Annotated in this window: 17 protein-coding genes and 1 pseudogene; 7 read left to right on the forward strand and 11 right to left on the reverse strand. The window is 62.4% G+C overall.

Translation table 11 applies throughout. From position 1 onward, the window contains the following. Positions 1–246: 246 nt before the first annotated feature. Positions 247–651 (reverse strand): Fur family transcriptional regulator, encoded by a 405-nt coding sequence (locus NKJ93_RS30000; protein ID WP_023721937.1) that lies wholly within the window; start codon positions 649–651, stop codon positions 247–249. 211 nt (positions 652–862) lie between these two features. Between NKJ93_RS30000 and NKJ93_RS30005 the strand changes: the two genes are divergently transcribed. The 3 genes from NKJ93_RS30005 (at position 863) to NKJ93_RS30015 (ending at position 4248) form a co-directional block, all read left to right on the forward strand. After that, positions 863–3064 carry a caspase family protein gene (locus NKJ93_RS30005; protein ID WP_352592766.1) on the forward strand — a complete coding sequence of 734 codons (2202 nt, stop codon included), beginning with the start codon at positions 863–865 and terminating at the stop codon, positions 3062–3064. Positions 3065–3175: 111 nt separating this feature from the next. Continuing rightward, entirely contained in the window at positions 3176–3547 is a 372-nt protein-coding gene (locus tag NKJ93_RS30010) for a hypothetical protein (protein WP_352483640.1), read from the forward strand. Further along, positions 3544–4248 carry a DUF4760 domain-containing protein gene (locus tag NKJ93_RS30015; RefSeq protein WP_352483605.1) on the forward strand — a complete coding sequence of 235 codons (705 nt, stop codon included), beginning with the start codon at positions 3544–3546 and terminating at the stop codon, positions 4246–4248. Before NKJ93_RS30010 ends, NKJ93_RS30015 begins: the two co-directional genes overlap by 4 nt. Before the next feature lie 151 nt (positions 4249–4399). On the opposite strand, the gene NKJ93_RS30020 is transcribed toward NKJ93_RS30015, so the two are convergent. After that, positions 4400–5482 (reverse strand): trypsin-like serine peptidase, encoded by a 1083-nt coding sequence (locus NKJ93_RS30020; RefSeq protein WP_031194911.1) that lies wholly within the window; start codon positions 5480–5482, stop codon positions 4400–4402. Positions 5483–5832: 350 nt separating this feature from the next. Between NKJ93_RS30020 and NKJ93_RS30025 the strand changes: the two genes are divergently transcribed. After that, positions 5833–6966, forward strand: a complete 1134-nt coding sequence (locus NKJ93_RS30025; protein WP_352495500.1) for a S1 family serine peptidase — start codon at positions 5833–5835, stop codon at positions 6964–6966. 73 nt (positions 6967–7039) lie between these two features. On the opposite strand, the gene NKJ93_RS30030 is transcribed toward NKJ93_RS30025, so the two are convergent. After that, complete coding sequence (locus tag NKJ93_RS30030) at positions 7040–7390, reverse strand: hypothetical protein (RefSeq protein WP_352592768.1); 351 nt, start codon at positions 7388–7390, stop codon at positions 7040–7042. Between the two features lie 191 nt (positions 7391–7581). On the opposite strand from NKJ93_RS30030, the gene NKJ93_RS30035 reads away from it, so the two are divergent. After that, positions 7582–7911, forward strand: coding sequence for a DUF2934 domain-containing protein (locus tag NKJ93_RS30035; protein ID WP_352592770.1), 330 nt, complete (start codon positions 7582–7584; stop codon positions 7909–7911). 81 nt (positions 7912–7992) lie between these two features. Here NKJ93_RS30035 and mgrA read toward each other — a convergent pair whose 3' ends face one another. The 7 genes from mgrA to NKJ93_RS30070 all read right to left on the reverse strand — a co-directional run bounded on the left by mgrA (position 7993) and on the right by NKJ93_RS30070 (position 15467). Continuing rightward, positions 7993–9039: an L-glyceraldehyde 3-phosphate reductase gene (gene mgrA / locus NKJ93_RS30040; protein ID WP_352495501.1), complete on the reverse strand. Its 1047-nt coding sequence runs from the start codon at positions 9037–9039 to the stop codon at positions 7993–7995. A 129-nt stretch (positions 9040–9168) separates the two neighbouring features. Continuing rightward, positions 9169–10317 (reverse strand): Gfo/Idh/MocA family protein, encoded by a 1149-nt coding sequence (locus NKJ93_RS30045; protein WP_023721946.1) that lies wholly within the window; start codon positions 10315–10317, stop codon positions 9169–9171. A gap of 12 nt (positions 10318–10329) precedes the next feature. After that, a complete protein-coding gene (locus NKJ93_RS30050) occupies positions 10330–11076 on the reverse strand; it encodes a sugar phosphate isomerase/epimerase family protein (RefSeq protein ID WP_023721947.1) in 747 nt (248 codons plus the stop codon). An 87-nt stretch (positions 11077–11163) separates the two neighbouring features. Continuing rightward, positions 11164–12294, reverse strand: a complete 1131-nt coding sequence (locus tag NKJ93_RS30055) for an ABC transporter ATP-binding protein (protein ID WP_051409752.1) — start codon at positions 12292–12294, stop codon at positions 11164–11166. 5 nt (positions 12295–12299) lie between these two features. Beyond that, positions 12300–13235 (reverse strand): carbohydrate ABC transporter permease, encoded by a 936-nt coding sequence (locus NKJ93_RS30060; protein WP_352495503.1) that lies wholly within the window; start codon positions 13233–13235, stop codon positions 12300–12302. Beyond that, on the reverse strand, positions 13228–14121 hold the full coding sequence (locus NKJ93_RS30065; RefSeq protein WP_352495504.1) for a carbohydrate ABC transporter permease: 894 nt from the start codon (positions 14119–14121) through the stop codon (positions 13228–13230). Before NKJ93_RS30065 ends, NKJ93_RS30060 begins: the two co-directional genes overlap by 8 nt. 107 nt (positions 14122–14228) lie before the next feature. Beyond that, positions 14229–15467 carry an ABC transporter substrate-binding protein gene (locus NKJ93_RS30070; protein WP_031194918.1) on the reverse strand — a complete coding sequence of 413 codons (1239 nt, stop codon included), beginning with the start codon at positions 15465–15467 and terminating at the stop codon, positions 14229–14231. A 396-nt stretch (positions 15468–15863) separates the two neighbouring features. On the opposite strand from NKJ93_RS30070, the gene NKJ93_RS30075 reads away from it, so the two are divergent. Further along, a complete protein-coding gene (locus NKJ93_RS30075; RefSeq protein WP_352495505.1) occupies positions 15864–16934 on the forward strand; it encodes a LacI family transcriptional regulator in 1071 nt (356 codons plus the stop codon). A gap of 310 nt (positions 16935–17244) precedes the next feature. On the opposite strand, the pseudogene NKJ93_RS30080 reads toward NKJ93_RS30075, so the two are convergent. Continuing rightward, positions 17245–17430: pseudogene (locus tag NKJ93_RS30080) on the reverse strand (tyrosine-type recombinase/integrase); the annotation flags it as partial. A 175-nt stretch (positions 17431–17605) separates the two neighbouring features. Between NKJ93_RS30080 and NKJ93_RS30085 the strand changes: the two are divergent. Continuing rightward, positions 17606–18688 (forward strand): type 1 glutamine amidotransferase family protein, encoded by a 1083-nt coding sequence (locus NKJ93_RS30085; protein WP_352495506.1) that lies wholly within the window; start codon positions 17606–17608, stop codon positions 18686–18688. The last annotated feature ends 112 nt before the right edge of the window (positions 18689–18800 follow it).

The following is an 18800-nucleotide window of genomic DNA, read 5'->3' on the forward strand; positions in this document are numbered from 1 at the left end:
GTTCCCATCAGCCATCGCATCAAGAAATGCGCCTGGAACGACGACTATCTCATCAATGCCATCACTCATATGCGATAGCCCTGCCCGCAAGGGGGAGATCGGATGTCGTCCCGGCTTTCGCCAACCGTCGGCGTTGCAAAAATGGGCGGTGAAATTGAAGCTGCCAATCTCCCCCCTTGCGGGGGAGATGTCCGGCAGGACAGAGGGGGGCGCTGTCCCGCCAGCATCTCGCGGCTTAGTAAGCCCTCAAGCCGCTTCAGCCAAACACTTCGCACAAGTCCCACGAAACTCGATCACCGCCTTCTTGGCGGCGAAGCCGGTCGAGCGCACCCATTCGTCGAGCCGGTGGCCGACATCGTGGTCGGAGAACTCGGTCACCTGGCCGCAGCTGTCGCAGATGGCAAACGCCGTCATCGAATGGCTGTGGTCGTGCGGCTCGGCACAGGCGACGAAGGAATTGAGGCTTTCGAGCCTGTGCACGAAGCCGGACTTCACCAGCGTGTCGAGCGCCCGATAGACCTGCAGCGGTGCGCGAAAACCGCGCTCGCGCAATTGGTCGAGCAACGTATAGGCGCTGAGCGGCCCGCTGGCGGCCTCGAGTTTCTCGAGAACGCAAAGCTGGTTCTTCGTCAGTACATCCCTTGCCGCCATGATCCCGTTCCAAGCCGCTCCGTGCCGATCACTGCCAGTTCGCATGCAATCCGGCCTGTTGCACTGAGATAGCGACGAACTGCTATTTTTGCTACTGTTTCTATTCGCAGCCGGTGGTCGGCTGGCCGGCGGCGCCATATTCAAAATACTGACAAAATCGTCAGCCAGGCTGGCCGTGCTTGGAAATTCGATCGGGCTTGGGGAAGCAACCATGATCAAAGTGACGCGGCGGACGCTGCTTGCCGGCACGTCTGCGCTGGCCGCTGCCGGCCTGGTGCCGTTTCGGGCATTCGCAGCGGCGCGCACCTACCATGCGCTGCTTGTTGCCTGCACCGATTACCCGAACCTGCCGAAGAAAAACTGGCTGATCGGACCGAAAAACGATGCCGGCCTGGTGCGCGATTACCTCCTGGGGAACACGCCCGCGCCGGTAAAATTCCTGGCCGAAAACGTCACGCTGCTCGCCAAGGATGTCGAAGGCGCCAACGGACCGCCGACACATGCGGCGATCAAGGCAGCACTCGCCGACCTTGCCGCCAAGGTCCAGCGTGATGATTTCGTCTATCTGCATTTGTCCGGTCACGGCGCGCAACAGCCCGCGGCGACCAAGGGCGACGAGACCGACGGCCTCGACGAAATTTTCTTGCCGTCCGACATCGACAAATGGGTCAACCACGAACAGGGCGTGCCCAATGCGCTGGTCGACAACGAGATCGGCACCGCACTCGACGCCATTCGCGACAAGGGCGCCTTTATCTGGGCCGTGTTCGACTGCTGCCATTCCGGCACGGCGACGCGCGCCGCCGAGGTCGACGACGAGCTGGAACGCAAGGTCGAGTTCGCCGATCTGGTCGGCGGCGACGATGCTGCCAGGGCGGCTGCGGTGAAAGCCTATGACGGGATTGCGTCGGCCGCGCCGCGCGGCTTTGGCGAGGACGGGCAGCGCAAGCCGGCCTTCAAGCTGGCGCCGACCGGCGCCGAGCCGACCACCAAGGGTAAATTGGTCGCCTTCTACGCGGCGCAGACGGTGGAGACGACGCCTGAGATGCCGCTGCCCAGGGGCACGGCCGATGCGCCGCGTTTCGGGCTGTTCACCTTCACCATCCTGTCGAAACTGGCCGAGAACCCCAACATCACCTACCGCCAGCTCGGTCAGTCGGTGCTGCAGCAATATTCGGCGGACGGCCGCACCCGGCCAACGCCGCTGTTCGAGGGAGAACTCGACGCACGCGTCTTCGGCACCGACAAGACCGATGCGGTCATGCAATGGCCGATCGTCGTCAAGGACGACAAAGCCACCATCGGCGCCGGACTGCTGCATCGCCTCACCCCCGGCAGCAAGCTGGCAATCTTGCCGTCGGCGCTGTCGCCGCTGTCCGAGGCGCTTGGTTATCTCCAGGTGCGATCGGCAAAGAACCTGGAGAGCCGGGTCCAGCCGGTCGAGTTCGGCGGCAAGCCGGCGCTCAAGCTGGCTGACATCCCCGCCAATGCCTATGCCCGGCTCGCCGAGCTCGCCGTCGACTACAAGCTCGTGGTCGCGCGGCCGGCAGCGGCCAAAGGCCTCGAGAAAGAGGCTGCGCTGGCGAACTCGGTTCTCGACGATCTGGCGGCCAGGGAGAACTCAGGGTTCCACATCGCGCTGGTCGAGCCGGGCAAGAGCGCAGATCTGCGTCTCGCCGTGCTGCGCGAGAATGCCATTGCCGGCGCCGCAGAAGACGCCACCGACGCGCCGGCGCTGTGGTTCCTGCCAGCTTCGGGCGACATGACGCTCAAGGATGGCAGCAAGCCGCCGCTGATCGTCATTCATCCGGACGGCCGCGAAAAGCTGATCGACGCCGCGGCCAGGAACCTGACGAAAATCTTCCGCGCCATCGGCCTGTCGAGGCTGGCCGCCGCTTCGGATTATCGGCCGGAAGAGGTCGACGTCGAGTTCCGGATCAAGCGTCTGGACAGTGACGCGCTGCAGCCTATCGAGCCGTCGACGGTGCCGCGTGTTTCGCCCGACGATCAGGTGCATGTGCTGGTCTGGAACGGCTCGACCAACCTGGTTGACATCAACGTGCTCTATGTCGGCTCCGACTATTCCATCCAGCATTTTCTTGCCGAGCGCCTGACCGAGGGCGCCGTGCTCGAGGAAGGCCTGTTCAAATTCACCGACACCAGCTTCGGCATGGAGCAGATGATCGCCGTCTTGACCGAGGCGCCGCCGCAGAGCGAGAAGCAGGACCTGAGCTTCCTGGCGCAATCGGGGGTTGTCTCGGTAACGCGCGGACTGGGACAGCCAAGTTTCTCCGATATGCTGGCCGATATCGGCATGGCGCCGGCGACGCGGTCGGCCATGCGGCTCACCGACGACAAGGCATCGAAGGGCGCCGTGATGATCTTCCCGATGGAGACGGTGCCGCGCGCCTGAGGCGGGATCAAGCGCCCGGCCAGGCCTCTTGCCTGATCGGCTGATAATGAACATTCTTCGACCGCCGCTGTCGGCGGCCGAACGGAACGGATGAGGGCGTTCGTGAACAGGATGGTATTTTCGTGGCGCGCAACAACCGCCGGCCTTGTCGCCGGGCTGTTGCTGGCCGCCAATGCCTCGGCGGACGAGATCTGCGGCCTTTGCGCCAAGGAGGTCGTCATCAACTCCGAACTGGCGAGTTGCTTTCTCGATCAGTACGACCAGATCGCCAAAACCGGCAACACCGCCGTCGTCGTCGATCTCAGCAGCTGCACCTCACGCGGCGTGGTCGAGCCGTTGCCGTCGCCTGGCAAGCCGCAGGTGGAGCCTGACGTGCAGTTCATCGTTTCGCGGGCGCAGCTGGATTGCCTGAAGAAGAAGCTGGAGACGCCGGGCATCGTGCTCGATCCGTCAGCTATCATCGAACTGGACAGCTGCGGATGACGAAAGCAGGGAGCGACGCAACGCAGCAGGCAGGGGCGGCGCCGGTACCGCAAAAGAAGCCGGCGTCACTGCCGGAAACCGTCGAAGGCCTGCCTTGGGTGAGCAATCACGAGGTCAAGAAGGAGGCGAACCCGTTCACCGATCGCGACTGGCGCATGCTTGTCTATGCCTGGTCCGGATTGCTGGTACGGCTGGCGATCATCTTCACCTTGATCTTTTCGGTCTACCAGTTCCTGGCAAACCAGGAGCAGAAGCGTGTCGAACAGACGATGTCGCTGGTCGAGCTCTGGGAAAGCAAGGATTACCAGCAGGCGCAACGGGCCCTTAAGCAACGCCTGGCGACGCTCAATGCCAAATACGGCAATCTGCTCAGCGCCAATCCCACGCCGACCGAGGAACAGGTCTATCGGCAACGCATCGGCATCGAGGCGATGAGCGCAACCGGCGGCGACATGCCGCTTGCCGAGTTCAGCGACAATTTCGACCGCATCGTCTATTTCCTCAACCGTCTTTCCTTCTGCGTCGAAGGCAGGCTTTGCTCGCGTCAGGTCGCCGACTCGTATTTCCGCGACTATGCCGCCTCGTTCTGGAGCTATTTTGCCGGCTATATCGACAAGGAGCGCAAGGCCGGTTCGCCGACCTTCGCCCTGCCAATCGAGAACTATGTCCGCCAGGCGCCACCCCCGGCCCAATCCAGATAATCCCCGAAAATGCGAAAGCCGGCGACGGAAATGCTCCGCCGCCGGCTTTGATTGGAGCATTTTGCAGCCAAGTGTGATCATATTTGGCGTCGCAGAAATGCCGCTAAAATAGATAACCCGCCCCGATGATCGCGGCGCGCACTCTGCAGGCCTATTTGTACAGGCTGTTGATCCACTGGACGTTGATGGCGTTCAGGCGCACGGCGGTATTGGCATCCGGGCTCTCGGCCACGTTCACGCCGGTGATGACGCGCTGCTTGGAGCCATTGTCATAGGCATAGACCGAGCTGCCGCTCGAACCTGGATACGTGTCGCAGTCGTACTGGAAATACTCGGTGGCGATGTTTTCGGCGTGCACTTCGCAGGTCGCCTTCCACATCGTGCCCATCGGCTTGTCGCCGGGATAGCCGATGATGTTGGCGGTGAAATCGCCGAGATCCACATAGTTGGCATAGCCCAGCCAGCCGAGATTGGTGCCGACATCCTGCTTGAGAGTGACGATGCCGAGATCCCACGGCACGACAGAGCCGTAAAAGCCTTGGTAATTGTCGATGAAGCCCTGGACGATATAGGCGCTTTCATAGGTGAAGGCGCCGAACGGAGCGTCGTCGGCGGTCTTGCCATTGAGAGCCGGCACGAACAGGATATCGTCGAGCCAGGCCTTGTCCTCGTGGCTGTAGAGGCAGTGCGCCGCGGTGAGCACCGTGCGCGGGCCGATCAGTGTCGCCGAGCAGCTGCCATAGCTGCCGCTCTTCGATTTGCCTTCGAGATAGCCGATCGCGGTGAACGGGTAGGTTTTGGTATTCTTGATCTGCTCGCGGTCGTCCGTCCCGAACACCTGGCGGCCGGCCTCTTCGCCTCCGCTTAGTCCGGAATTATCGGACTTCTGCCCGTCGGCGGGCGCGTTCATTTCCTTGATGACAAGGTCCTTCAGCGTCTCGTTCGGGTCGATCTTGATGTCCTTGCCATCGGCGGAGCGGCCGACGATGCCATAAGATTTGACTGCCGTTGCTTCGTCGGCGAGCGGCGCGGCGCGGTTGGCCTCGTCGTCGGTCAGTTTCGGCGGGGCGATCGGTTTCGCCCGGCCGGGCTTGTAATCGCCCGATGTCACGTCCCGCATGCTTTCGCCGTTGCCAGCATTGGCGGAGCCTGGATCGGCAGCCAAGGCAGGAACCGCCCACATTGCGGTGGAAAGCAACGCGGACGCAATAATGCTATGTGTCAGTTTTGTCATGGTGAGACTCTCCCAAAAGTCAGCAAGGACTGGATCAAGATAGAGAAATATTGTCGAGATCGTGGTGGTGACGAAAAATGAAATTGGTTGCCGGCGCCTTTACCGGGCCATTATTCAGTGCAGCCAGTTTAGGTCCCCGCCAAAAATGCCCGCAACGGTATACTGCCTAAATTAATCCAACATTGGCAATGACAAATTGCTTTCACATAGCCCGTGGGGGGCTATAGGATTTGGGCGGGCTTGGTTCGACAGCACGATTAGCAAAAGTGGTGCTCGGTTTTGTGACGGATCGCGCTCCGCCTTGGAGCATGATCTCACCGGCCGGTTCCATTTCAGTGGATCATGCGTCCGTGGCTGACCTGTCGGAATATTGTCTCAGGGGGTTCGAGGTGAAGATCATCCATAGGTTCAGACCGATTGCCGCCGCCGCGCTGCTCGGCATCGCGGCGGCCTTGCCGGTCGTTGATTCCGTTCATGCCACGGACGCGGCCGCCCGGCCGGAGGCGGCGATCTCGCCGATGAAACGCGTGGCCGAGGCCAGGGCAAAGGCCAGGGCGGAGAACCCCGACGGCGCCGATCGCGTCTACGGCGGCAAGCAGGCCGAGACGGGCGCCTACCCGTTCCAGGTGGCATTGCTGACCACGGGCAAGCTGGACAAAAGCCCGGCCTCGCAGGCGAATGCGCAGTTCTGCGGCGGCAGCCTGATCGCGCCGCAATGGGTGCTGACCGCGGCGCACTGCCTCAATGACGACGGCGAGCCGATTTCGCCTGATGTGGTCACCGTGCTCACCGGCGCCACCGATCTCAGCGAGGGCAAGCGCTACAAGGCGGTGGAGATCATCGTCAACGAGGGCTACAGCGAGCAGACGCTGGACAACGATCTCGGCCTGATCCGGCTGGCCGAGCCGGCCGATGCCCCGACCATCAAAATTGCCAGTGAGCCGACCCCCGACGCCGGCAAGACGACAGTCACCGGCTGGGGCAAGATGCAGGACGGAACATTTCCCACCGCGCTGATGGTCGCCGACCTGGACCTCCAGCCGAACGCAACCTGCAACAGCGGCATCAAGGCGATTTATGCGCATGATTTGAAAGCAGCGCTCGGCGAGCTCGCCCGCCGCATGCGTTATTCGGAAAGGGGCATCGAGGCGGCCGCCAACGCGATTGCTGCCGACATGGCGGATCCGCTGACCGGCAACATGATCTGCGCCGGAACGGCCAGCGGCGAGCGCGACGCCTGCAATGGCGACAGCGGCGGACCGCTGTTCATGACCGGCGCCGATGGTCCGGTGCAGGTCGGCGTCGTCAGCTGGGGCGAAGGTCCGGCCGACGGCGGCACCGCCTGCGGCCACAAGAACGCCTACGGCATCTACACGCGGCTGGCCAATTACACCGGCTGGATCGAGGAGAAGATGAAAACGGCAGCGCCCGTGCCCGCAGCACCCAAAGCCCTCGGCACGGCGCAGAAGCCGGCGACGCCCTGACCGGCGTCACTTGCTGAACCAATGAACAGCGGGAGCAATCCCGCTGTTTCTGTCCCAAAACCTGGGGTCGGGACTAGAACCAGCGATCGCGGCGCTGGTCTGTGGCGGCCAAGGTGAGGCCCAGTAGCGCCCCTACTGCCGCTCCGAGTATGAATGCGGACGATACTGTGCCAGGATTCTCCTGGACGACCCCGGAAACCGTTTGCGCCCTGTTGCGCAGGGCTTGCGCCGTCCGGGACGCGCGGTCAGCAGCGCTGTCATACCAGTCGCCGGCCTCTTCGATCGTCTCTTCCGCGCGTTCGGCCAAGGTCCGATTGATCTTGTTGATCTCACGCCTCAGCTGCGCGACCTGCTTCTCCAGGGCTTCCTGAGCTTCACGTTGAGTCATCTTCGGTGCTGCGGATTCGTTCGGGTCGTCGGCCATGGTAATCTCCTTTGCGGAAGGCTCGGCTCAACGGTCGGCCCACTGTACAGGTTCCTCGGCAAAACGATTCTGTCCGGTGTTTGTTCTGTGAGAACCCGGGATTTGTCCGGCATGTGTGCGAAATCGGCTTGAACATCGGATCGTTCCGGCGCTCCCCGCGTTGGTGAAAACGCCACAAGGGAGGAGCCGTCATGGACAACGATCGGCATGAAAAGATTCGGCAACGAGCCTATGAAATCTGGATGCGCGAGGGCCGCCCGGATGGCGCGCATGAGCGTCATTGGCAGCAGGCGAAGCAAGAGCTTGGCTACGATGAGACGATGACCGGCCAGGCTGATGATGACGCGGCCGAGCACGGTCCGGCTGGAACGATCGCCAGTTCCGACGTTCTGACGGTCGAGGCACTGGCGATGCGCACCGGGATAACCGGTGATCAGGCGCAAGAGTTGATCGACAGGCTCGGCAACGACAGAGCCGCACTCGAAGAAGCCGCGCGGAACCTCAAGGCAGCCGAAAGTTAGCCGCTGGCCACCGTGTCGAAGACAGCTATCAGTTTGCGCTGCCGCGTCTTTCGATGAAAACGGACCGCGGACCGTCTCCGCCTACTTCCTTGGCGGCCCCTTGCGCTCGGCCGACGTCGCCCAGAGATTGATGTCCGACTCGCGTGCAAAGGTGTCGATCTCGGCGAGCTCGGCATCGCTGAAGTCGAGCGTCTCGAGCGCGCCGACGCAATCCACGACCTGTTCCGGCCGGCTGGCGCCGATCAGCGCCGACGTCACCCTGCCCCGGCGCAACACCCAGGCCAGCGCCATCTGCGCCAGCGTCTGGCCGCGGCGACGGGCGATGACGTTCAGCGCCTCGATATTTGCGATCGATTTGTCGTTGATGAATGCCGGGCGCAGCGACTTGCCCTGGCTGGCGCGGCTGCCATCGGGGATGCCGCCGAGATATTTGTCGGTCAGCATGCCTTGTGCCAGCGGCGAGAACACGATGGAACCGACGCCAAGCCCCTCGAGTGTATCGAGCAGGCCGTCGTCCTCGACCCAGCGGTTAAGCATCGAATAGCTCGGCTGATGGATCACGCAAGGCGTGCCGAGCTGCTTCAAAATGTCGGCGGCTTCGCGGGTGCGCTGTGAATTATAGGAGGAAATGCCGGCATAGAGCGCCTTGCCCGAGCGCACCGCGTGATCGAGCGCGCCCATCGTCTCTTCCAGAGGGGTGTCGGGGTCGAAGCGATGGGAATAGAAGATGTCGACATAATCGAGCCCCATCCGCTTCAGGCTCTGGTCGAGGCTGGCCAGCACATATTTGCGGCCGCCCCATTCGCCGTAAGGTCCTGCCCACATTTCGTAGCCGGCCTTGGTCGAGATGATCAGCTCGTCGCGATAACCGGCAAAGTCCGTCCGCAGGATCTCGCCAAAGGCCCGCTCCGCCGAGCCGGGCGGCGGGCCGTAATTGTTGGCGAGATCGAAATGCGTGATGCCGAGATCGAAGGCCTTGCGCGTGATTGCCTGCTTGGTTCTATGCGGCGTGTCATCGCCGAAATTGTGCCACAGCCCGAGCGAGATCGCCGGCAGCTTCAGGCCGGACCGCCCGCAGCGATTGTAGACCATCTTTTCGTAGCGGTTCTCGGCGGGAACATAGGGCATGGGAAATCCTCATATCGAAACGAGCCCGACGGCTGTCGCCGCGACGCACGGCAGCCGAGCCTTCCGCACCTTTAGCCTCTCCCCGCGCAAACGGGGAGAGGCTTTTACGGTGCTTGGGAGGTGCGCCGCCTACTTCGTTTTCTTCTTCGCCAGCAGCTCCTTCGCTGCCTTGACGCCGAGTGCCGCGGGCCGCTCGCAGCTGGTCTGCATGGCGACGAACTTTCCGGTCTCGCCAGAACGCAACAGGCCGGTCATGACATCGACGGCATGCAGCGCCAGTTCCATCGAGCAGCGGTGCGGCCGGCCTTCGGTAATCGCGATCGCCATGTCGGCAAGGCCGGCGGTGCGGTAGTTGGCCATCATGCCATGCGAATGCATCTCGTTGGGCACGCCGAACGGATGCCGCCATTTCGGCAGCTTCTTCACCGGCTTGGCGGCCTCGGTGTAGCGCACCTCGCCGCCGAAGAAATTCGGATCCGGCACGAACACCGTGCCTACCTCGCCATAGAGCTCCATCGGCGCGTGGCCATGGCTCCAGACATCCCAGCTGGTGTTGAGCGTCACCACGGCGCCGTTCTCGAATTCCAGCACGCCATGGATCGTCGTCGGCGTGGAGACCGGGATCTTTTCGCCGGCGCGCGGCTTCGAGCTGATGATGCGTTCCGTCATCGGGATCGAAGCAAAAGCCGCGACCTGCTTCACCGGCCCGATCAGCTGGATCAGGTTGGTGATGTAATACGGTCCGATATCGAGCACCGGCCCGGCGCCCGGCTGGAAGAAGAAGTCCGGATTGGGGTGCCAATGTTCCATCCCATGGCTCATCACATGACAGGTGCCGCTGGTGATCCTGCCGAGCCTGCCGGTGTCGATCAGGTCGCGGACAAGCTGGTGCGCGCCGCCGAGGAAGGTGTCGGGCGCCGAACCGATGCGCAGCCCCTTGCTTTCGGCCCGTTTCTTCAGGTCGAGCCCTTCCTTGACCGAGAGCACGAAGGGCTTCTCCGAATAAACATGCTTGCCGGCGTCGAGAATCTGCTTCGACACCTCGTAATGCACCGCCGGAATGGTCAGGTTGACGATGATGTCGATATCGTCGGCCTTGAGTAGCCCCTCGACGGTCTCGGCGCGCAGCTTGAACTCTTTTGCCCGCGCTTTCGCCGCTTCCATGTTGATGTCGGCGCAGGCGCGCATCTCGATGCCACGGAACAGCGGCGCCAGCGAGAAATACGCCTTCGAGATGTTGCCGCAGCCGATGACGCCGATGCCAAGTTTTGTTGCCATGCTGGTGTGCTCCTAATAGGTCTTGGCGGCTGCGATCGAGCGGCGGGCGAAGCGCGCGATATCGTTGGGATTGTCCTGTTCCATGACGTAGTATTTTGCGGCGCTTTTGGCGCGCAGCGCCTTGATCAGGCCGGGCCAGTCGATGGTGCCGTGGCCGACATCCGACCAGCCGTCCTCGTCGAGTCCCTCGCCCGCCTTGGCCATGTCCTTGACGTGGACGGCGACGATGCGCTTGCCGTGCTTCTCGATCCAGGGCAGCGGATCGACGCCGCCGCGCACCACCCAGGCGACGTCCATCTCCCAGCCGATGTCAGGCGCCGAGGACAGAATATGGTCCTGCGGCACCGAGCCGTCGGCAAGCGCCTTGAACTCGAAATCATGGTTGTGCCAGGCAAAGCCATAGCCGGCTTTCCTGGCCGTCTCGCCGACCTTGGCCAGGCGTTCGCCGAAGCCGCGCCAGCCGGCTGTGTCGGCCGGCCTGAACTCGGCGTTCAGGAACGGGCAGATGAGCAGCGTGATGCCGAGCGCGTCGGCCGTCCTGCGCACGCCATCGAAATCCTTCTCGAGCGCGTCGATCGAGAAATGCCCGGTCGGCATGGCAAGCCCGTTCTTGTCGAGTTCCGCACGGAATGCCTTGGGATCGTCATAGACACCACCGAACCCTTCGACTTGGCTGTAACCAAGCTCGCCCAGCATCTTGAGCACGCCCTCCCAGGGCTGGAAATTGCGGGCACTGTAAAGTTGGAATGACCAGTTCATCGTCTCTGTCCGTTTTCTTGTGGATGGTTAGTCTTGGGGGGATGAGTCTTGGGGGGAATGGAAGAGTCTTGGGTGGCTAGATCTGCTCTAGAGGCGGTTACCTGTGGCGGCGTCGAACAGCGAGGCGCGCATCGGATCAAAACCGATGCCGACCGCCTCGGCGTTGTTTGGCGTGCGCTCGGCTGTCACCCGTACCGTGAAATTCTGGCCGCCGAGCTTCAGCCAGACCAGCGTGTCGGAACCCATGGGCTCGACGACCTCGACACTTGCCGTGGCTGCGAATGGCCATCCCGTGCCGCTGTTGAACGCGACGTGCTCGGGGCGAATGCCGAACACGGCCGGCCCCGGCACCGGGTCCTTCTCGAAAGCATAGGTGGCAAGCGGAATCCGTACATCCTCGGCGACGAAGTGCCAGTCGCCGTCCGCCTGCTCCAGCCTGCCGTCAAGGAAGTTCATCGCCGGCGAGCCGAGGAAGCCGGCGACAAACCGGTTGACCGGCCGGTTATAGATGGTCTGCGGTGCATCGAGCTGCTGGATGACGCCGCCCTTCATCACCGCGATGCGGTCGGCCAGCGTCATCGCCTCGATCTGGTCGTGGGTGACGTAGATCATGGTGTTCTCGAGCTTGCGATGCAGCAGCTTTATCTCGACGCGCAATTCCGCGCGCAGCTTGGCGTCGAGGTTGGAGAGCGGCTCGTCGAACAGAAAGACATCGACGTCACGCACAAGTGCGCGCCCGATCGCCACGCGCTGGCGCTGGCCACCGGACAGAGCCGCCGGCTTGCGATGCAAAAGCGGCTCGATCTGCAGGATCTCGGCGGCCCGGGCGATGCGCTTGGCGATCTCGTCCTTGGCGAGGCCGGCAACGCGCAGCCCAAACGACAGGTTCTTCTCCACCGTCATCTGCGGATAGAGCGCGTAGGACTGGAACACCATGCCGATGCCGCGATCCTTGGGCTCTTCCCAGGTGACGTTCTTGCCCTTGATGAAGATGCGGCCTTCGGAAACGTCCAGCAGCCCGGCAATGCAGTTGAGCAGGGTCGACTTGCCGCAGCCGGACGGGCCGAGCAGCACGATGAACTCGCCTTCTGCGACATCGAGGTTGAGCGTCTGCAGCACCGATATCGCGCCGAAATTCAGCGACAGGTTCTGGATCGAGACGCTGGTGCCGTTTGCCCCGCTGCTGCCGTTTACCTCAACACTGCCGTTTGCGTTCATCGCCATCATCCTTTCACCGCGCCGGCGGCGATGCCGCGCACAAACAATTTTCCGGACAGGAAATAGACGATCAGCGGCACCAGGCCGGTCAGGATGGTGGCTGCCATGTTGACGTTGTATTCCTTCACGCCTTGCACCGAGTTGACGATGTTGTTGAGCTGCACCGTCATCGGATAGGTGTCGGGGCGGGTGTAGACGACGCCGAACAGGAAGTCGTTCCAGATGCCGGTCACCTGCAGGATGATGGCGACGACGAAGATCGGCAGCGACATCGGCAGCATGATGCGGAAATAGATGCCCCAGAAGCCGGCGCCGTCGACACGCGCTGCCCGGAACAGCTCCTCCGGCATGGAGGTAAAGTAGTTGCGGAACAACAGTGTGAGGATCGGCATGCCGAAGATGGAATGGACGATCACCAGGCCGCTGAGGCTGCCGTAGAGGCCGACCTCGCGCAGGATAATGACGATCGGATAGATCATCACCTGATACGGGATGAAGGCGCCGACGATCAGGATGATGAAGAAAGTGTCGGCCCCTTTGAAGCGCCAGTTGGCCAGCGCATAGCCGTTCACCGAGGCGAGCGCGATCGACAGGATCACCGACGGGATGGTGATGCGCACCGAATTCCAGAAGCCACGCGACAGCCCGTCGCAGTTGAGCCCGGTGCAGGCGCTCGACCAGGCCTTGACCCAGGGCTCGAAGGTGATCTCCATCGGCGGCGAGAAGATGTTGCCAAGGCGTATCTCGGGCATGCCTTTAAGCGATGTCACCACCATGACGTAGAGCGGCAAAAGATAGTAGAGCGCCACCACGATCAGCGCGCCGTAGAGGAAGATGTTGCGGCGCGAGAACGTGTGGCGCGGCTTCGGTCCGCTCGGCCCGTAGGCTTCGAGCCCGCCGGCGCCGCCAATGGCAGGCAATGAGACGGCATGGTCAGACACGCTTCTTGCCTCCGAACTCGAGATAGGCCCACGGCACGATGACGATGATCACCGACAGCAGCATCATCGTCGAAGCGGCGAACCCTTGGCCGAGGTTCTGGGCGAAGAACATGTAATCATAGACATATTTGGCCGGGACTTCGGAGGCGATACCAGGCCCGCCGCTGGTCTGCGCGACGACAAGGTCGTAGACGCGAACGATGTTGGAGGCGACGATGACCAGCGTGGTGATGAAGACCGGCCGCATCATCGGTATGATGATGAACAGATAGGTCTTCCAGGTCGGTATCCCGTCGACCCGCGCGGCCTTCCAGATATCCTCGTCGATGCCGCGCAGGCCTGCCAGCATCAGACACATGATGAGCCCGGTGCCTTGCCAGAGAGCAGCGATCAATATGCCGTAGATGACGATGCTGGAATCATAGAGCGGATTGAAGCTGAAGCTCGTCCAGCCGAGGCTGCGCACCACTGCCTGGACACCGAACTCGGGGTTGAGCAGCCACTGCCAGACGAGACCGGTGACGATGAAGGACAGGGCGAAGGGATAGAGGAAAATGGTCCGGAATGTGTCCTCGAACCGGATCTTCTGGTCGAGCAGGGCAGCAAGCAGGAAACCGATCACCAGCGAGAACACCAGCGACAGCACGCCGTAGATCAGCAGGTTCTCGATCGAGATCAGCCAGCGCGGCGTCGCCCACAGCCGGTAATACTGGTCGATCCCGACGAAATGCAGCCGCGGCAGCAGCTTGGAATTGGTGAAGGAATACAGCACCGTCCAGACGGTGCCGCCGACGAAGATCACCAGCGCGGTGAAGATCATTGGGATCGAAGCGATTTTCGCATTGAGGTTGCGAAAGAGTTGGCTGGGGCGTTCGCTCTTGCTCATCTGCACAGCCGCGCTGGATCGGGTAAGGGCGGGAGGGTCAAGAGGTCTTGACCCGAGCTCCCGACCCTGCGCTCGCAGGGGCGGGAGTGAGGCGCTTGATCGATCGCTCAATCGGCCGAACCGACGATGGCGGCGAAGCGCTTCTGCGCATCTTCCACGGTCATGTCCTGCTTGGCGAAGAACTCGGAGAACAGATCCTCCTTTTGCTTCTGCGTATCCTGCGAAAGCAACTGGTCCGTCCAAGGCATGACATTGCCCTTGGCGAGGATTTCGAGGCCCTTCTTCATGCAGTCGTTCGCCGCCTTGAGGTCGACGTCGCCGCGCACCGGCAGCGAACCCTTCTTGAGATTGAAGGCGACCTGCGTCTTGGGATCAAGCAGCGTGTGGGCCAGCACTTCCTGCGCCTTCGATTTTTCGGGATCCTTCAGCAGCGGGAAGTAAAAAGCGTCGCCGCCGGTGGCGATCATCTCGTTGAGGCCGAGGCCCGGAAGGCAAGTATAGTCCTTGCCGGCGGTCTGGCCGGCAACCTGGAACTCGCCCTGCGCCCAGTCACCCATGATCTGGCCGCCGGCCTTGCCGGTGATGACCAGGTTGGTGGCCTGGTTCCAGTCCTGCACATTGGTGTTCTTCGCCATCTTGCGGGCGTCGTCCGCGGCCTTGAAGACCTTGGCGACTTCGGGCCCGGCGGCGAATTCCGCGTCCTTGTCCTTATAGACCTTGAGGAAGGCATCGGTGCCGCCGACCGCCGCGAGCAGCACGTCGAAAGCGCCGGAGGCCTGCCAGGGCTGGCCGCCGACCGCGAGCGGCTGGATGCCTGCTTTTTCAAGCGCGGGCGCCGCAGCGACATATTCATTCCAGTTCTTCGGCACCGGCACGCCGGCTTTTTCGAAGGCGGCGTTCGACAGCCACAGCCACTGCCAGGAGTGGATATTGACCGGCACGCAATAGATTTTGCCATCGAGGGTACAGCCGTCGAGCAGGCTCTTCGGCTGCACGATTTCCGTCCACTTTTCCTTGGTGGCGAGATCGGTGAGGTCGCGCATCAGCCCGGCCTGCACCAATTCTTCCGCCTGCCGGCCGTGATTGAACTGGGTCGCGCCCATCGGGTCGCCGCCGGTGATGCGGCTGATCATGATCGGCCGCGCTGTGCCGCCGGAGCCGGCGATGGCGCCGTCAACCCAGTGATTGCCGGTTGCGTCGAAAGCCTTGGCGAGTTCGGCGACCGCTGCCGCCTCGCCGCCGGAGGTCCACCAATGGGTGACTTCCAGATCCGTCGCGGCCGCCGGGCCGGCGAATTGCAGCGCGGTCGTCAATGCCAGCGCAGCAGTCATGAGTTGGTATCGCATTTCGTTCCTCCCAGAATCTGAAACGTTACAGATTTTGGATACGGCAATTGCTTCGGACGCGCAACCCCTCAGGCAAATCCGGCGCCAAATTTTTTCGAAGCGCGAATAAAATCACCTGGCCTGTCGAGCTACCGCATCGCAACAAGAGAGGTTGCACTGCAAAAAATTGGTGCTGCGACGCCAGAAACCCGGAAAAGCCCGTTTCAATCGTTCTTTTTTGCGCCGACCGGAGTACCGCTCGTTTTGCGCCTATCACCAGTGATATCGCGACGGCAGTGACAATCTGTAACGTTTCAGTATATAGCGGTCTCATTCGGTGAAGGCCCGCGGCGTACCCGCGGCCCGCCGATTGCCGGCCTGCCCGGCAACTGCTATGCGCCTGACGGGGCGGGACGAATGAACAGGCATCAAAAAGAGAAGGCCGACGAAGCGTCGGGGCAGGGCCGGCCGACACTGAAGACGCTCGCCTTCATGACCGGGCTGGGCGTCACCACCGTGTCGCGCGCGCTGAAGGACGCGCCCGAGATCGGCGCCGAGACCAGGCGTCGCGTCCAGCTTGTCGCCAAACAAATCGGCTATCGGCCCAACCGTGCCGGCGTCCGCCTGCGCACCGGCAAGACCAATGTCATCAGCCTGGTGCTCAACACCGAGCACGAGATCATGAGCTTTGTCTCGGACATCATCTACGGTGTTTCGGAAGTCATTGCCGATACGCCCTATCACTTGATCGTGACGCCCTATTCACGCTCGCAGGATCCGCTCGACCCGATCCGTTACCTCGTGGAAACCGGTTCAGCCGACGGCGTCATCATTTCGCGCACGCAGCCGAACGACCCGAGGGCACGTTATATGCTGGAGCGCGGCATCCCCTTTGCTACGCATGGCCGCACCGACATGGGGCTGATCCATCCCTACCATGATTTCGACAATTACGCTTTCGCAGCCGAGGCAGTGCGCCATCTGGCCGGCATCGGCCGCCGCCGGCTGGCACTGCTGGCGCCGCCGGTCGAGTTGACCTATCACGGTCACACGCTGAACGGCTTTGCCGATGCGCTGAGCGAGGTCGGTGCCAGCGAGATTCCGTTCAACACCGTTTCGATCGATCATTCGATCGAGCAGATCAGAATGCGGACCGCGCAGCTGATGCGCCGCGACGTCAGGCCGGACGGTTTCATCAGCAGCGCCGCCGCCGCGACGCTTGCCATCGTCGCCGGCATCGAAGACGCCGGCCTCAAGCTTGGCCGCGATGTCGATGTAGTGTCCAAACAATCGTCGGAGCTTCTGCACCTGTTTCGCAGCGAATTGCTGGTCGTCAACGAGAACTTCCGGCTGGCCGGAGCCGAACTCGCCCGCTCGGTGCTGGGCTGGATCGGCGGCGCCGCACCCGGCACCCTGCAAAGCCTGAGCGAGCCGGGTGAAGTCCAGGCTTATCGCCCTCCCGACCAGAGCGGGATACGTTCAAATTGAACTCCCGCTCCATCTATTTGTCATAGCCGCATTTCTGCGGCGCCAAGTGATTCCACTTGGTTGCAAAATGCGCGCTGCTGACTGGCAACCTTGGGGCCGGTAGTTGACCGGCAGCTTCGAGGATCGGATCTTAAGAAGCGGACCTTCAGGAACCCGCGGCGCTCGAGACGGTTCGCGAAACGGGCGATCCGCAGATGCTTTTTCGTGTTATGATGCGGTTACAACACGCGTAGTCTCGACCTCGGCAATCTGGCAGGGGCCGGAAAGCTATACGTTGCCCGGCGCAGGAAAGTTTTGCGCCCGTCCGGCATCGAACTGTGTTCTCGATCTTGCTATGTCCGAGCAAAGTCTGAATCGCTCGTAGATTGCCGGTCGCCTTGTATATGAGCGACGCTTTCGTCCTGCGCAGCGAGTGAGTGCCGTAGTCCTCAGGTGTCAGCCCAATCGCGGTCCCCCACTCGTCGACCAGCCGCGCGTACTGACGCGTGCTCAGGTGACAGGCGTCACCCCCGCACAGTGGCGCGAGCAGAACACCGAGAGATTGGCGGCCATCGCAAGTTTTCTGTCGCATCCTGTAAGTGAATGCGACAGGAGGCGTGCCTAAATCCGCCGATGAATGGCAGGGACGGCCTGACCCTCACCCCGGCCGAAAGCATTGAAAGGAACAAGTCATGCCCACCACCAAGCGCCGCGCACTGATCCTCATCTCGTCCGGCCGCCAGCTGCCGCTGGCCGAACCGGCCGACGTCAAGTCGATCTCGACCGGGTTCTTCCTGGTCGAGATGGCTCAAGTGCTCAAGGAGTTCGAGAACGACTACGAGTTCACCTTCGCTACCCCCGACGGCAACGCCCCTCAACTCGACATCAACGGCATGGCCCTGTCCGTGCAATCCATCGAGAAGACCGGCGCCATGACCATCCCCCTCCGTATGCAGCAGCGCCGCCGCTCGTTCGACGTCAACAGCTTCCGGCAGCGCCACCCCGCGTTGGTCGCCCGCCGCGAGCAGGAAGTTCAGCTGCTGGAGCGGCACATCGGCCGGATCCCGGTCTCCGAACTATTGCCTAACAGCGAGCCGGAGCTCGCCGAGTACTGCCCCGAACTGGTTCGCCGCCTCGCAAAGCTGCCCGAGGGCACCTTCCACTCGCTACAGGAACTCGTCCAGCGTCACCGCGACTCGGCCGACCCGTTCACTTTCGCCGACTTTGACTTCATCCACACCCCCGGCGGTCACGCCCCCATGGTCGACTTCCGTGACAACCCGTGGCTCGGCGAAACCCTCCACATAGCCCGGGAGAACAGCGTCATCATCTCGCTGATCTGCCACGCGCCTGTGGCGGTGACCTCCACCCGGCAGCGCATCGACGCTCAGGGCCACCCCTACCTCGTCAGCGACAACCCGTTCCTCGCCGCCACCATCTCGACCGTCCCCACGATCGGCGAGCTGTTCGCGCTGCGGTTCCTCTACCCACGCGTCCCCGGCAAAAAGACCCGAACCTCCTACTTCGTCGACGCGGCCATCAAGGAAGCTGGCTTCACACTCGCGACCTCCCTCAACATCGCCGCCCCGCTACTGGCCTACGAGCCGTCCGTGCGGCTGCTCACCGGCAACGGCCCGCAGGCCATCGACCAGCAGGCCGCTAAGCTGCGCAGTGTCCTCACCAGCACTCGCGCCGCCCGACGCGCTAGCGCCACGCAGTTGAGCATACAACCGTTACGGTCCACCCTGCCGGTCACACAGTGGACGACCCGGTAGGGCAGATGGATGACTGGATCGGTGGCGGATTCGGGTACGCTGTGATCGAACTGGGGCCGGGCTAGACGACGATAGGACAGCGGCGCTCATATGCCGCCATTACGGGTGAGTG

Origin of the sequence: Mesorhizobium sp. M0028 (genome assembly GCF_040323855.1) — a bacterium.
Classification (GTDB): Bacteria; Pseudomonadota; Alphaproteobacteria; order Rhizobiales; family Rhizobiaceae; genus Mesorhizobium.